This is a genomic window from Kocuria varians (assembly GCF_006539885.1).
GTDB lineage: Bacteria > Actinomycetota > Actinomycetes > Actinomycetales > Micrococcaceae > Kocuria > Kocuria varians.
On the sequence record NZ_BJNW01000018.1, the window covers coordinates 27,747 to 41,827 of the forward strand.

The 14,081-nt window shown below is 68.2% G+C and carries 14 protein-coding genes; 6 read left to right on the plus strand and 8 right to left on the minus strand.

Going from position 1 to position 14,081, the window contains the following annotated elements; translation table 11 throughout:
- The first annotated feature begins 162 nt into the window (after nt 1–162).
- From KVA01_RS09975 to KVA01_RS10000, 6 genes are all read left to right on the plus strand, one after another.
- Complete coding sequence (locus KVA01_RS09975; RefSeq protein WP_068468476.1) at nt 163–663, plus strand: NUDIX domain-containing protein; 501 nt, start codon at nt 163–165, stop codon at nt 661–663.
- Between the two features lie 64 nt (nt 664–727).
- Entirely contained in the window at nt 728–2,383 is a 1,656-nt protein-coding gene (gene murJ / locus KVA01_RS09980) for a murein biosynthesis integral membrane protein MurJ (protein ID WP_141270051.1), read from the plus strand.
- A 67-nt stretch (nt 2,384–2,450) separates the two neighbouring features.
- A complete protein-coding gene (locus KVA01_RS09985) occupies nt 2,451–4,070 on the plus strand; it encodes a hypothetical protein (RefSeq protein WP_141270054.1) in 1,620 nt (539 codons plus the stop codon).
- Nucleotides 4,071–4,259: 189 nt separating this feature from the next.
- The gene (gene trxB / locus KVA01_RS09990) at nt 4,260–5,294 is read left to right on the plus strand and encodes a thioredoxin-disulfide reductase (RefSeq protein ID WP_082810286.1); all 1,035 of its coding nucleotides are present in this window, start codon (nt 4,260–4,262) and stop codon (nt 5,292–5,294) included.
- Nucleotides 5,295–5,359: 65 nt separating this feature from the next.
- Nucleotides 5,360–5,695 carry a thioredoxin gene (trxA, locus tag KVA01_RS09995; protein ID WP_068468482.1) on the plus strand — a complete coding sequence of 112 codons (336 nt, stop codon included), beginning with the start codon at nt 5,360–5,362 and terminating at the stop codon, nt 5,693–5,695.
- Between the two features lie 149 nt (nt 5,696–5,844).
- Nucleotides 5,845–7,056 carry a peptidoglycan-binding protein gene (locus KVA01_RS10000; protein WP_141270056.1) on the plus strand — a complete coding sequence of 404 codons (1,212 nt, stop codon included), beginning with the start codon at nt 5,845–5,847 and terminating at the stop codon, nt 7,054–7,056.
- Between the two features lie 124 nt (nt 7,057–7,180).
- Here KVA01_RS10000 and KVA01_RS10005 read toward each other — a convergent pair whose 3' ends face one another.
- The 8 genes from KVA01_RS10005 to rpmH all read right to left on the minus strand — a co-directional run bounded on the left by KVA01_RS10005 (nt 7,181) and on the right by rpmH (nt 13,872).
- Entirely contained in the window at nt 7,181–8,563 is a 1,383-nt protein-coding gene (locus KVA01_RS10005) for a ParB/RepB/Spo0J family partition protein (protein ID WP_371858584.1), read from the minus strand.
- 911 nt (nt 8,564–9,474) lie between these two features.
- Entirely contained in the window at nt 9,475–10,518 is a 1,044-nt protein-coding gene (locus KVA01_RS10010) for a ParA family protein (RefSeq protein ID WP_269449175.1), read from the minus strand.
- A gap of 82 nt (nt 10,519–10,600) precedes the next feature.
- Nucleotides 10,601–11,332, minus strand: a complete 732-nt coding sequence (rsmG, locus tag KVA01_RS10015; RefSeq protein WP_082810287.1) for a 16S rRNA (guanine(527)-N(7))-methyltransferase RsmG — start codon at nt 11,330–11,332, stop codon at nt 10,601–10,603.
- On the minus strand, nt 11,329–11,871 hold the full coding sequence (locus KVA01_RS10020; RefSeq protein WP_068468488.1) for a Jag family protein: 543 nt from the start codon (nt 11,869–11,871) through the stop codon (nt 11,329–11,331). Before KVA01_RS10020 ends, rsmG begins: the two co-directional genes overlap by 4 nt.
- A 13-nt stretch (nt 11,872–11,884) precedes the next feature.
- Nucleotides 11,885–12,865 carry a membrane protein insertase YidC gene (yidC, locus tag KVA01_RS10025; protein WP_141270058.1) on the minus strand — a complete coding sequence of 327 codons (981 nt, stop codon included), beginning with the start codon at nt 12,863–12,865 and terminating at the stop codon, nt 11,885–11,887.
- A complete protein-coding gene (yidD, locus tag KVA01_RS10030; RefSeq protein ID WP_231860599.1) occupies nt 12,862–13,296 on the minus strand; it encodes a membrane protein insertion efficiency factor YidD in 435 nt (144 codons plus the stop codon). The genes yidC and yidD overlap by 4 nt, the downstream gene beginning before the upstream one ends.
- Nucleotides 13,297–13,364: 68 nt before the next feature.
- The gene (gene rnpA / locus KVA01_RS10035) at nt 13,365–13,706 is read right to left on the minus strand and encodes a ribonuclease P protein component (RefSeq protein ID WP_068468491.1); all 342 of its coding nucleotides are present in this window, start codon (nt 13,704–13,706) and stop codon (nt 13,365–13,367) included.
- A 28-nt stretch (nt 13,707–13,734) separates the two neighbouring features.
- Nucleotides 13,735–13,872: a 50S ribosomal protein L34 gene (rpmH, locus tag KVA01_RS10040; RefSeq protein WP_012399425.1), complete on the minus strand. Its 138-nt coding sequence runs from the start codon at nt 13,870–13,872 to the stop codon at nt 13,735–13,737.
- Nucleotides 13,873–14,081: the final 209 nt, after the last annotated feature.

Consider the following 14,081-nt stretch of genomic DNA (forward strand, 5'->3'; position numbering starts at 1 on the left):
CCGCGGAGGGGCCGACGACGTCCGCGCGCGGCTGCCCGGCGGCCCGGCAACGGCGCGGTGCGAGCGGCGTCGTCCTCTCCCGGGAACCCCGGCCGGCCCGCGAACCCGGGCCGGCCGGGGCCCATCAGGGACTGCCATGCGAAAGTGGCTAAGGTAGGTGCCATGGCTTTCCCCGTACCCAGCGCGCCCAAGAGGCGACCGAACCAACCGGTCTCCGCGCTGCCCACGGTGGAAGAGGTCTCGGCTGGCGGGATCGTGGTGAACCTCTCCGATCCCACCCATCCGGTGGCCATCATCGCCCGCATCAACCGCGGGGGTCGGCTCGAGTGGTGCCTGCCCAAGGGTCATCCCGAGGGCGAGGAGACCAACCAGCAGGCCGCCGTGCGGGAGATCGAGGAGGAGACCGGGATCGAGGGCCGGGTGCTCTCACCGCTGGGCAGCATCGACTACTGGTTCACGGTCGCGGGCCACCGCGTGCACAAGACCGTCCACCACTTCCTACTGGAGGCCACCGGCGGCTTCCTGACCACCGAGAACGACCCCGACCACGAGGCCGTGGATGTAGCGTGGTCCGGGATCGACGACCTCGGACGGAAGCTGTCCTTCCCCAACGAACGGCGGATCGCCGACATCGCCCGGGAATACATCATCCACCAGCTCTAGGGCGTCCCCCTCGAACCGTCGTGCGCCGCACGCGGTCCCACCCTCGCGCAGGAGGCCTTGTTCCATGCAGAAGTCCGGGGCGCGCGCCAGCGCCGTGATGGCCTCCGGGACGCTCGTCTCCCGGGTCCTCGGGTTCGTAAAGACCTTCCTCATCACCGTGGCGATCGGTTCCGCCACGACCATGGCGGACGTCTTCCAGCTGGCCAACACCCTTCCCAACCTGATCTACGTGCTGATCGCCGGCGGCGTCTTCAACGCCGTGCTGGTGCCGCAGATCATCAAGGCCTCCAAGGCCGCGGACGACGGCGCCGACTACATCTCCCGCCTGATCACCCTGGCCGTGATCGCCCTGCTGGTGATCACCACCGCCGTGGTGGTGTGCGCCGGGCCCATCATGCGTCTCATGGGCCCGGGATGGACGGATGCCCAGCTGGCCATGGGCACCACGTTCGCCCTGATCACGTTCCCCCAGATCTTCTTCTACGGGCTCTACACCGTGGTGGGCCAGGTACTCAACGCCAAGGGCGCCTTCGGGGCGTACATGTGGGCCCCGGTGCTCAACAACCTGATCGCCATCGCCTCCCTGCTGGTGTTCATCCGCCAGTTCCAGCCCTTCCGGCTGCAGCACCACACCGTGGAGAACTGGACCTCCGGGCAGACGTTCTGGCTCGTGGTCATGTCCACGGTGGGTGTCGCCGCGCAGGCTGTAATCCTCTTCTGGCCGCTGGCACGGCTGGGTCTGAAGATCCGGCCGCGCTTCGGATGGCGCGGCATCGGCCTCGCGGCGGCGGGTAAGCTCGGCGGCTGGACGCTCGCCACGGGCATCGTCGCGAACCTCGCGTTCATGGCGCTCTACCGCACCGCGGCCATCCCCACGGGTGCCCGCGCCGACGTCGCCCCGGGCCCGGGCGCGCCGCCCCCCATTGCGGGCACGGCCGTCCTGGACCAGGCCACCATGCTCTACGCGCTGCCCCACGGGGTGATCGGGCTGTCCATCGCCACGGTCCTGTTCAACAGCATGGCGGCCGCCGCGAACAACGGTGACCGCGCCTCGCTGGTCCACTCCCTGTCCCGCAGCCTGCGCGTCACCGGGGTGGCCACGGTGTTCTGCATGATTGCGCTGATCGTCTACGCCGGCCCCCTGGGCATGCTCTTCTCCGGCGACGCCCCGGCCGCCGGTGCGGTGATCGGCCAGGTCATCACGCTCATCGCCGTGGGTGCTCCGTTCATGTCCACCGCGTTCATGCTCGGCCGGGCGTTCTACGCGCAGGAGGATGCCAGGACCCCGTTCCTGGTGCAGGTGGCGGTCTCGGCGTTCACGGTGCTGTGCGCGGTGGCCATCGCCTATGTATTCCCTCCGGAGCATATAGTTTATGCCATCGCGGTCTGCTACGCCGTGCAGAACATCCTGGCCACCGTGATCTACCACGTCGCGCTGACCCGCCGGATCGGCGACTACGATCTCGCGCACATCCTGGGAAGCCACGCACGCATACTCGCGGCGGCACTCGTCTCCGGCGTGGCCGGCGTGGGCGTGCTGTGGTGGCTCGGCGGGTACCGCACGGACGGTCTGCCGTGGCACGACCAGGCGTGGGCCATCATCACGATCGCCGTGGGCGGTGTGGTCATGGCCGTCGTGTACGCGATCGCACTGAAGCTGTTCCGCGTGCAGGAGTTCACCGCCCTGCTGGCCCCGCTCAGGGCCAAACTGGGCCGCTAGACTGCCGGAAAGAACGTCCTCGCGTCCGTGCGACCGCCGCGGCGCCCGAACCCCCCAGGGAGCCATCGTGTCCCAGCCCATCGCGCTCGGAACCGTCCTCGGGGGCCGCTACAAAATCGTAGCGTCCCTCACGAGCACACCGGAGGGTGACCACGTCCTGCAGGGCGAGGACCAGATCCTGCGCCGTCGCGTGTCCATCCTGGTGCCCTCCGCGGCGCACGAGACCCTCCTGGTGGACAACGCCCGCGCGCTGGCCGGCGGCGCGGGGCACAGCGGCTTCCAGGTCCTGGACATAGGCCAGACCGAGGAGTCCACCTACCTGGTGACCTCCTACTTCGCCGCGGACGACCTCCTGGAGTCCCTGCTGAACCGGGACGAGGACTCTGACGACGAGTCCCTCTCGGACGACATCTTCGGCGGCTCCCGTTCTGCCGCCTCCGCCTCCTACATCTACGAGGAGCCGGAGCCCACCCAGCCGCAGCAGGTCCTGGACGGGGAGGGCCCCGCCTCAGCGCCCGAGCAGGCGGCGGTCACCCGCTGGAGCGAGTCGGACTACGACGACTACGACGACGCCCCCGCCGCGCCCTCCGTGCGCAACAGGCTCGGCATGCGCCGCAAGGTCCGTCCCGGCGCCGTGCGCTCCACCATGTTCGACCGTGCGGCCTCCCAGGCCGGCGCCGCGGGGGCGTCCGAGACCGTGGGCGAGATCGACCCCACCTACGACGGTGACAACCGCTACGAGAGCTACGCCCGCACGGAGGGCAAGCCGGGGCGGCTCGACGAGCGCCCGGCCGGCTCCCGTGCGGCCGGCCGGGACGCCGCGGCCTCGGCTTCCGAGGGCGGCCTCCCCGACGCCGAGGACGCCGCCGCGCCGGCCGCCGGGTTCGCCGCAGGATCCGGGTCCCGCGAGAGCGACCGTGCCGACGGCGCGCCGCTGGACCGCGATCGCGTCGCCGCCCAAGGCTCCGACGAGGAGCCGCTCGAGGACAACCGTGCAGCCTCCGAGGACGTCCGGCCGACCTCGGGTGCTACGGCGGTGACGGACCGCCGAGGGGGCCCTGTGCGCTGGCTGCTGCTGGTGCTGCTGGTCCTCGCACTGGTCGCGCTGATCGTGCTGGGCTTCCGCAGCCTGGGTGTGCTCACGAGCCAGTTCTCCCAGCAGGGCCCCGAGCAGCAGAACGCCGCACCCGCGGCACCGGGCAGCGCCGCGCCGTCGTCGTCCGAGGGACCGGAACCCGAGATCGCGGCCGTGACCCGGGTGACGTCGAACCCGAGCTTCATGTCGGACACGGACGCGACCCTCAACCAGGCCACGGACGGCAACCCGGCCACCTACTGGCTCAGCTACGGCTTCTCGAACGCGCAGTTCGGCAACCTCGTGCAGTACGTGGGGCTCGCGGCGCAGCTGGAGCAGCCCGCGCGCGTCCAGGAGCTCACCGTGCAGCAGGCCAACGGCACGGGCGGGCAGTTCACCGTGTACGTCTCGGACAGCCCGACCGTCGAGGGCGCGGAGCAGGTGGCCTCCGGGTCCTTCACGGGCCCCGAGATCCGCGTTCCCCTCTCGGACGCGGCGCGCACCACCCCGCACCGCTACGTGCTGATCGTGTGGGACCAGCTGCCGCAGCTCACGAGCCCGATCGGCGGCTACCAGTACGGCCTGCGGATCGGGGAGCTTTCCGTCCGCTGAGCCGCCGGGGGCCGCCGTCGAGCTCCGGCTGGTGGGCACGTTGCCCGCCCCGCCACGGACCGGCCCGCCGAGCCCCGAGCGCCCCGTGACGCGCGGCGCCGAGCCCCGGAATATCTGAGCGGGCTCCCCACGTTCTGACGTGTAGTCGACCTCCGCACACGCGGAGACTCATGGAAAGGCTTCGTACCAGTGAGCAATCAGCCCGGCATCTTCTCGAGCGCCGTGAACCTCGACCTCGGCGGCGCCTCGCAGCCCGCGCCCGGTGACGCCCCGGCGGGTGCCGCGGGCGACGACGCCGTGCACGACGTCGTCATCGTCGGTTCCGGTCCCGCGGGCTACACCGCGGCGATCTACACCGCGCGCGCCAACCTGAACCCCGTGCTCCTCGCCGGGTCGGTCACCGCCGGCGGCGAGCTGATGAACACCACCGAGGTGGAGAACTACCCCGGGTTCATCGACGGCATCATGGGCCCGGACCTCATGAACAACATGCAGCAGCAGGCGGAGCGCTTCGGGGCGGACATCCGCTACGAGGACGTCGTGTCCGTGGCCCTGGAGGGCGAGGTCAAGACCGTGACCATCGAGGACGGCACCGTCCTGAAGGCACGGGCCGTGATCATCTCCACCGGGTCCGAGTACCGCAAACTCGGCCTGGAGGACGAGGAACGGCTCTCCGGCCACGGGGTCTCGTGGTGCGCCACGTGCGACGGCTTCTTCTTCAAGGGCCAGAACATCGCCGTGATCGGCGGTGGAGACTCCGCGATCGAAGAGGCCACTTTCCTCACCAAGTTCGCGGACAAGGTCACGCTGATCGTCCGGCGCGACGAGTTCCGGGCCTCGGAGATCATGCGGCAGCGCGCGCTGGACGACCCCAAGATCGAGATCCGCTGGAACTCCCGTGTCACCGGCATCAACGGGGAGAACAAGGTGGAGTCCCTGGACCTCGTGGACACCGTGACCGGAGAGCCCTCCCAGCTGGCCGTGACGGGCCTGTTCGTGGCCATCGGCTCCGACCCCCGCGTGGGTCTCGTGAAGGACCAGCTGGAGCTCACGGCCGAGAACACCATCGCCGTGGACGGCCGGACCTCCACCACCTCGCTGCCCGGTGTCTTCGCCGCCGGCGACGTCGTGGACCCCACCTACCGCCAGGCCATCACCGCCGCGGCCTCCGGCTGCGTCGCGGCCGTGGACGTGGAGCACTACCTGGCGGCCCTGGACAGCTGATCCGGCGCGCCACCTCCCAGACTCCCGGGACCCCACCGGGGAGAAACATCGAAAGGAATCCGATCATGAGCTCAGCAAAAGACGTCACGGACGCCTCCTTCCAGGCGGACGTGCTCGAGAACTCCAAGCCCACCATCGTCGACTTCTGGGCCGAGTGGTGCGGGCCCTGCCGTCAGCTCGGCCCCGTGCTGGACGCGCTCGCCGCCGAGTACGCGGACCAGGTGGACGTGGTGAAGGTGAACGTGGACGACAACCCCGCGATCGCCTCCCAGTACGGCATCACCTCCATCCCGGCCGTGTACCTCTTCGCCAACGGCGAGGTCGCCAAGACCTCCATCGGCGCGAAGCCCAAGTCCGCGCTCGAGAAGGAGTTCGGGGACTACCTGTCCCCCTCCGCGTAGTCGACGCCACCCGGGCCCGCCACCGTCGTGTGAGCGGGCCCGGGTCTATTCTGAGACGAATCATGTCCGCGCCCCGTCCACCACGGACGGTCCACCACGGGGAGAACCACGTGCAGCACCAGACTCCCGGAGCCTTCCTCCGACACGGCATGACCGACCGACGCGTCGTGGGCCTCAGGGAACGCCTCCTGCGCGCCGGGATCACGGACCGGGTCATCGCGCCCGGCTACGCGGAGGATCCCGCCGTGTTCGACGAGCACGTGGACCGCGCAGTGCGGTGGTTCCAGCAGCACAAGGGACTCATCGTGGACGGCACCGTGGGTACGGAGACCGAGACGGCCCTCAACGACGCCCAGTACACGCTGGGTGACCGCCCCCTGTTCCACCAGGAGGGCGAGCTGCTGCACGGCGACGACGTCGAAGAGCTCCAGAACAACCTTTCTCTTTTGGGTTTCTACTACGGCCACCTTGATGGCACTTTCACGAAGAAGACGGAGTACGCCGTTAAGGAGCTGCAGCGCAGTCTGGGCGTGGAGTGCGACGGCGTGGTGGACCTCGAGACCCTCACCGGACTCGCGCGCGTGAGCAAGAAGATCACGACCTCCAAGGCCTTCTCACTGCGGGACCACCAGCGGCTGGAGACTCTGCACGAGGCCCTGCGCGACCGGGTGGTCGTGCTCGTTCCTTCACGGGCCATCACCCAGATGGAACCTGCCAGCGCGCCCGCCGGCTTCGGCGCGCGGCAGGACGCCATCACGTACGACGTCGCTCTGCGCAGCTACGACCTCCTGCGGAACGTGGGGGCCGCGCCGGTGCTCGTGGATCCCGATCCGCAGACACCCCCCTCCCCGGATCTGGGGGAGGAGCAGGACACAGGTGTCCACGGCGGTGTCATGCCCCGGGACGTCGTGGCCTCGCACACGGATGTGCTCCGTGAGCGTCCGGACGCCCTCATCCTGTGCCTGCAGTGCGACTGGAACTCCTCTCCCCAGGCGCAAGGGGTGTCCACTTTCTTCTGGGGTGCCCCCGAATCCGGGCAGCCCTACTCCCCCATCGGACAGATCGCGTCCGACAAGATCCTGCGCGAACTCGTGTACCGTACGGGCGCACTGGACCTGGGCAGTCACGCCCGGCAGTGGAGTGCCCTGCGCGCCGCGGGAACGGCTGCGGCCTGGGTGGCCCTGGGGTACCTCTCCAACGACGCCGAGGCCCAGAACCTGCAGCGCGGCTCCTACAGGGCGCGTCTCGCGGAATCACTCCTGTGCGGGCTGCAGCGGGTGCTCGTCACCGAGACCACCCCTGCCGCGACCGGCACGATGAGCCTCGCGGACATCCAGAACTACTACCGTTCGGAGGAGTGACCCCGCCCCTGGCGGGCGACTGCCCATCCCCGTGACGAAAGGCCCGGATGTTTCACGTGAAACATCCGGGCCTTTCCTTGTCGTGATCTTGAGTCAGCCTCGCAGTGGAGCGGGGTATGTGGCCTCAGGCCTCGGGGTCCAGCTTGGGATCGAGCACGTCGATGATCCTGTTCAGGTCCTCCACAGACGCGAACTCGATGGTCATCTTGCCCTTGCGAGCCCCCAGCTGGATTTTCACGCTCGTGTCCAGCTTGTCGGAGAAGGCGTCGGCGATGTAACCCATACGATCGTCGTGGCGGTTGGCGGGGGCCTTGCGCTTGGTGGGGTGCCGTTTGAGGCCGTCGGCCAGTGCAACGGCCTCTTCCGTGGCGCGTACCGACAGCCCTTCCGCCACGATGCGCTGCGCCAGGCGCTCCATCTCTGCTGGATCGGAGAGCGCCAGCAACGCCCGGGCGTGCCCTGAGCTGAGAACCCCGGCCGCGACACGGCGCTGCACGAGGGCGGGCAGACGCAAGAGGCGCAACGTGTTGGAGATCTGCGGCCGCGAACGACCAATCCGCTCGGAGAGCTGCTCCTGAGTGGCGCCGAACTCCTCCATGAGCTGCTGATAGGCGGCCGCTTCTTCGAGGGGGTTCAGCTGCGCCCGGTGCAGGTTCTCCAGGAGGGCGTCGCGCAGCAGGTCGTTGTCCGCCGTCTCCCGCACGATGGCGGGAATCGTCTCGAGTCCCGCCTCCTGAACGGCTCGCCAGCGCCGCTCACCCATGACCAGCTCGAAGCGCCCGGCGTTTTCCTCCCGGCTCGGACGCACCACGATCGGCTGCAGCACGCCGAGCTCCTTGACGGAGAACGCCAGTTCAGCGAGTTCGTCCTCGTCGAAGACCTGACGGGGCTGTTTGCGGTTGGGGTGGATGTCCTTGACGGCGATCTCGGCGAATCGAGCGCCGGGAACGGTCTGCAGCTCATCCACCGAGGCAGAGGTCGTCGATGTTTCACGTGAAACATCGCTCGCGGACACTCCAAGTCCCTGCGAGGAACCGGAGGAGGGCCCATCCTTCGGGTTCTTGGACGGCGAGCTGGCCTCGGATGTGTCCTTCGGCGGCTCTGTCATCGCAGACGCGTCAGCCTTGGAGGCAGTGCCATTGCCAGTCCGGGAGGACTTAGCCGCAGACGCCTTGCCGGCCGAAGCACTGACCGTTCCGTCTGACCGGTTCTGGGGTGCGACGTCACCGACGGATGCAGGGGACTCGGCCCGTGCGGCACCCTTCGCCTCTGCTTTTCCTTCTGTTTGCCGCGCTGGCGAAACAGCCGAGTCCTCGAGCGCGGACTTTTCCTGGGTCGAGGAGTCGTCCGAAGGCGTCGTGGAAGCGGGGCCGGCCTGGGCTGCGCTCTCGGTATTTTGCCTAAACTCAGTGCCCGGAACCTCCGTCGGGGCCGTCTCGGAAACATCCCGAACCGATGTTTCACGTGAAACATCGTCGGGTACTCCCGGGGTAGCCACGGTCACCACGTCAACGGAATCGTGCTCGTCCTCCTCAACATCGCTCGATGACAAGAAGAACATGTCCACCGGGCGGCTCACGGAGGTGGTGCTTCGTAGTGCCTGACCCATGTCACGGCGCTTCCGCACAGGCTTTCCCGCTTCGCTAGATGCCCCTGATCTCCCGATTCGTGCCGATGTTTCACGTGAATCACCCCGCGAAGAAGTCTTCCGAGCGGAAGCGGGCAAGCCGGCCCCGGTCGCGTCAGGTGTCTCCGAGTCGCTAGGTGCCGCGCCCGCGCCGCTGCTGGTTCCCGTCTTGGCCTTGGCGGAGGTGTCTGCCGTCGTCGAGGAAGACCGCTTCGCGCTGCCGGCCTTTCTAGCAGAATCCGCTCCGCTCTCAGGGTTACCCATCGTGGAAACAAAACCCTTGCTCGCCTTCTGCGCGCCACCGGATGCCCTCACCGCCGTTGCGGAGTCTGCGGGGGTGTCCGCCGCGCCTTGCTTCTTCGGCTGCACCGAAGCCTTGTTCTGCTTCACGTTCCGTGCCGATGAGGATTCCTGCTCGGCCACCGGCTCCGTATCTGTCGGAGCCTCGCTCGGGATGAGTGCCCCCAGGCCTCGCCCCAGTCCTCGACGTCGTTCTGCCACGGTAAATGTCCCTCCGAGTAGTGATATTGCCTCCATCGTAGTCAACGATCCACCAGGTCAGGCCGCCCCGGATGACGAGTCGGACCGCGATTCATCGACGAGGGCCTCGCAGCGAGCCGTCAGAGCTACCAGCTGCGGGAGTGCCGCCGCCTGGAACCGCCATCCCGTAGAGGTAAGCAGCTGGGACATGCAGAAGGCCGCGATGTTTCACGTGAAACATCGCGGCCCACCACACCACGTCTCCCGAGGACGGCCACCCCGCAGAGTGGCGCGCCATCCCGGGAGATGACTCAGGAGGAGGGAGCCCTCGTTGCCAGCTCCGCAGCGGCCTCCAGGTAGGACAGCGCGCCGGTGGAGCTCGGGTCATAGGTGATGACACTCTGCTGGTAGCTCGGTGCCTCGGAGATACGGACGGAGCGGGGGATCATCGTCTCCATGACCACGTCCGGGAAGTGCTGGCGCACCTCTTCGGCGACCTGGGAGGCAAGGTTCGTGCGCCCGTCGTACATGGTGAGAAGGATGGACGAGACCTTCAACTTCGGATTCAGGTGCTTCTGGATCATCTTGATGTTGTTGAGGAGCTGGCTCAGGCCCTCCAGGGCGTAGTACTCGCACTGGATGGGGATCAGCACCTCGGTGGCCGCCACGAACGCGTTGATGGTGAGGAGTCCGAGGCTGGGCGGGCAGTCGATGAACACGTAGTCGAGCCGGGGGAGGCCGGCCTCTTCCCGTGCCGTGGCGTACTCGGCCAGGGCGCGCTGCAGGCGCTGCTCACGGGCCACCACGGACACAAGCTCGATCTCAGCTCCCGCGAGATCGATGGTCGCCGGAAGCACCCACAGGTTCTGCATCTCGGGGGACTCCTTGACCACGTCCGCCACGGGGACCTCGTCGATCAGGATGTCGTAGACGGAGTCGGCGTCCGTGCCATGGGGGATGCCCAGCGCGGTGGAGGCGTTGCCCTGGGGGTCGTTGTCCACCACCAGCACGTTCTGACCCTGCTGCGCCAGCGCCACCGACAGGTTCACCGAGGTGCTGGTCTTGCCCACCCCGCCCTTCTGGTTGCTGATGGTGATGTACCGAGTGCTCTCGGGCCGGTCCAGCTGGACGTGCTTGAGCTTGTCGCGGCGCTTGTTCTCTTCCACGAGTTTCCTCCCCAGGGCGGTATCCGCCACCGCGTCTTGTGCCGTCAGCCCCACTTGACCGCCTGTTTCACGTGAAACATGTTTTCCACGGTCAGGTACAACCTTTTTCGTTTGAGAAACCGGGTCAGGGGGCAGTCCGAAGTCGTGTCCGCGCGTGGGTCCCTGATCGGAACGATCCCGAGTGGTCATGTCGACTGTCCCTTTCGTGGCTGCTGCGGTGCTGCTGCTCCCCGTAGCTTATCGACATCCCCGCCTGTCAGCGCGTGGATCGTCACAGCACGAGTCGCACGACCGTGGTCGGTTCCTCGAGCAGCTCTGCACCCACGGTTATCACCTCGGAGTCGCGCACGCCGAATCGCTTGAACTTCTTCGAGGCCTTCTTCATCTCCTCGTCCGCGCTGCGCCCCTTCAGGGCGAGGAGCTCTCCCCGGCCCTTCAGCAGGGGGAGGGTGATGTCCACGAGCCCGGTCAGGGCGGAGACGGCCCGCGCGGTGACCACGTCCACCTGCCCCACCTGGCCTTTGGCCTGCTCGGCGCGTGCCCGCAGGACGGTCACGTTGTCCAGGCCCAGGTCTGCCACGACCTCCTCGAGCCACGTCACGCGTCGCTCGAGGGGCTCCACGAGGGTGATCGCGAGGTCAGGACGCGCGATCGCCAGGCACAGACCGGGCAGGCCGGCACCCGACCCCACGTCCACGACCCGCGCGTCCGGCGCAATGAGCTCCTGCACGACCGCGCAGTTGAGCACGTGCCGCTCCCAGAGCCGCGGTGCCTCGCGAGGACCGATGAGCCCACGCACGATTCCCGAGGACGCCAGGTGCTCCGTGTAGCGCTGGGCGAGCTCCAGACGGTCGCCGAAGATCCGCCGTGCGGTGTCCTCCAGGGCGCCCAGGGCAGGAGCCGGCTGGGGATCGGGGGCCGCGCGCGGACGCTCCGGGGCGGCGTCGGCTGCCGCGGATCCCGTCGAGACCTGTGAGTACTCGGACGAGCGTGCGCCGCTCATTCGCCCGCCGAGACCACGATGTGCCGCCCGGCGCCGTCGCCCTCGGACTCCGAGACCAGACCGGCCTCCGCGACGGCGTCGTGCACGAGCTTGCGCTCGTACGGCGACAACGGCGGAAGGTGCACGGCAGCCTCCCCGCCCTGGACGCGCGAGACGGCGTCCTCGGCGAGCGCGCGCAGCTGCATGGCCCGCTCGGCGCGGTGACCGGCGATGTCCAGGATGAGTCGGCTGCGCCGCTGCGTGGCGCTGAGCACGGACAGGCGCGCGAGCTCCTGGAGGGCCTCCAGGGTCTCCCCGTCCTCTCCCACGAGGCCGCGCAGCTCGGAGTCGTCGTCGTCCTCGGCCGCGACGGACACGTACGTGCGTCCGTCGCGGACCTCGATGTCGATGTCGCCGTCGATGTCAGCGGTGTCGAGGAGCTCCTCGATGTAGTCGGCCGCGATCTCGCCCTCCTCCTCGAGAGGGGACAGCGAGGAGGTCTGCTCGTCCGGGGCAGTGCTGCGCTCCTCGGACTCCAGCGGGGTGTCCATCTCGTTCATGGGATGCGACCTCTCAGCTCTTCTTCTTGGTCTGGTTCTTCTGGCGCTTCTTGGAGACGGGCTGCTGGCGCTGGCCCGCGGCCGCGCGCTCCCGCTGCTCCTCGAGCTTCTCCTCGTGCTCCTGCTTGCTCATGCCCACCGGGGGAAGCCCCTTGGCCGCGCGTCGCTCGTTGAGCTCACGCTCCGCCTGGGAGCCCTTCGTGGGGTTGTTGCGGATGACCCACCACTGCTGGCCCATGGACCACAGGTTGGAGACGGTCCAGTAGATGAGCACGCCCAGGGGGAAGTTGATGCCACCGATCGCGAAGATCAGGGGGAACAGGTAGAGCATCATCTGCTGCTGGCGGTACATGGGGGACTCCTTGGCGGAGTCGCTCATGTTGCGCGCGGTCAGCTGACGCTGGGTGATGAACTGCGTGGCGCTCATGGCCACGATCATCAGCAGTGCCAGGGTGATGGTGGCCGCGTGGTTGCCCGTGCCCGGCTGCATCAGGGTGGAGAACAGGGGAGCACCGAAGATCGTGGACTCGTTGAACTGGTGCACCATCTCCGGGGTCAGGAGGTGGATGGCCTCGTTGTTCTGCGCGGCCTGCGGCACCGAGCGCAGCACCTGGAACAGCGCGAAGAACACCGGCATCTGCACGATGATCGGCAGGCACGCGGCGAACGGGTTGGACCCGTGCTCCTTGTACAGCGCCATCTGCTCCTCGGCCATGGCCTGGCGGGAGAGCTGGTCCTTCTTGCCCTTGTACTTGGCCTGCAGCTTGGCCATCTCCGGCTGCAGCTCCTGCATGCCGCGCATGGACTTGATCTGCTTCAGGAACAGCGGAATGGTCAGCGTGCGCATCACCAGCGTCAGCCCCACGATGCACAGCACCCAGGTGAGACCGGAGGTGGGATCCGCGCCGACCAGGGTGAACAGCTCGTGGAACACCCACAGGACCGCGGAGACGATCCACTTGAACGGGAAGAGGATGATGTCGAAGAAATTCATCGAGCGTTGGCTCCTTGAGCCGCGCCGTGGCGGGCCGGGAAGTCGTGCGTGGTCTCACGCGCGAGGTTCGGGTGGTTGAGCAGAACGATTTTCGGGGTCTCGGCCAGGGAGGGGAACTCCCGGCCCCCTGCCGGGACCCTGTCGATCCCGCCGGCGGCCCACGGGTGGCAGCACAGCAGCCGGCTCACGGTCAGCCCCAGGCCCCGGATCGCACCGTGGACGGTGAACGCCTCGAGCGCATACGCGGAGCAGGACGGGAAGTACCGGCAGACGTCCCCGTACAGAGGGGAGACGATGCTGCGGTAGAGCTTCAGGAGCGCGATGCACAGGTTCTGCGGCGCCCGCAGGACGGCCCCCACCACGCCTGCACCGGAGTTGTACTCGTGCGGCGCACGGTCCAGGAGCTGCTCAGGAGTCAGCGGTGACGTCACGCGCGTGCCTCCTTCTCGACTCTCTACGGGCAACGGTACGGCATGGCTCTCGGCCGACGACGCCGCGCTCACCGGGACCGGCGCAGGGCGGCGTCGAGCGCCGCGGCGTAGTCACGGGCCAGTTCCTGCCAGCTCGCACCGGCCGCCTGAGGCAGGGCCCGGACGACGACGTCCAGGTCCCGCGGGCGCTCACGCACGGTCTCTGCGCTCAGCTCCCGCAGTCGACGCTTGACCTTGTTCCTGGTCACCGCGTTGCCGACGGCCTTGGAGACCACGAAACCGACGCGGGTCTGCTCGCCGGTGCCACCGCGTACGGATACGACGACGTTCCGGCGACCGCTGCGGGCGCCGGAACGTACGGTGGCAGAAAATTGCGCCGAGGTCCGCATCCGATGCCTGGTGGGCAGCATGATGCGAACCTCGCGGGTCGGAGAAGTCTCAGGCCGACAGGCTGGCGCGGCCCTTGCTGCGGCGAGCGCCGATGATGGCGCGGCCGGCACGGGTGCGCATGCGAGCACGGAAGCCGTGCTTGCGGGCGCGGCGGCGGTTGTTCGGCTGGAAAGTCCGCTTGGGCATTAGTCACTCCACGAGGTTGGACAACGATGTTCCGACTGCGACGGAATCGCAGCGGCGCACGCGGTACGTACATGAGGGCGTGCGGGCACGCAGAAATCGCGATACTACACGCACAAGACTGATCCACAGTAGTCAATGGCGACACGCCGGTCAAACGCGGGGGTGGGGACCCGCTCTCCACAGCTGTGCACAGAGGCCCCCACAGGCAT

Coding starts and splice junctions, on each gene's coding strand:
- KVA01_RS09975 (WP_068468476.1), top strand. CDS start 163: ATGGCTTTCCCCGTACCCAGCGCGCCCAAGAGGCGACCGAACCAACCG.
- murJ (WP_141270051.1), top strand. CDS start 728: ATGCAGAAGTCCGGGGCGCGCGCCAGCGCCGTGATGGCCTCCGGGACG.
- trxA (WP_068468482.1), top strand. CDS start 5,360: ATGAGCTCAGCAAAAGACGTCACGGACGCCTCCTTCCAGGCGGACGTG.
- KVA01_RS10000 (WP_141270056.1), top strand. CDS start 5,845: ATGACCGACCGACGCGTCGTGGGCCTCAGGGAACGCCTCCTGCGCGCC.
- KVA01_RS10010 (WP_269449175.1), bottom strand. CDS start 10,518: ATGACCACTCGGGATCGTTCCGATCAGGGACCCACGCGCGGACACGAC.
- rsmG (WP_082810287.1), bottom strand. CDS start 11,332: ATGAGCGGCGCACGCTCGTCCGAGTACTCACAGGTCTCGACGGGATCC.
- KVA01_RS10020 (WP_068468488.1), bottom strand. CDS start 11,871: ATGAACGAGATGGACACCCCGCTGGAGTCCGAGGAGCGCAGCACTGCC.
- yidC (WP_141270058.1), bottom strand. CDS start 12,865: ATGAATTTCTTCGACATCATCCTCTTCCCGTTCAAGTGGATCGTCTCC.
- rnpA (WP_068468491.1), bottom strand. CDS start 13,706: ATGCTGCCCACCAGGCATCGGATGCGGACCTCGGCGCAATTTTCTGCC.
- rpmH (WP_012399425.1), bottom strand. CDS start 13,872: ATGCCCAAGCGGACTTTCCAGCCGAACAACCGCCGCCGCGCCCGCAAG.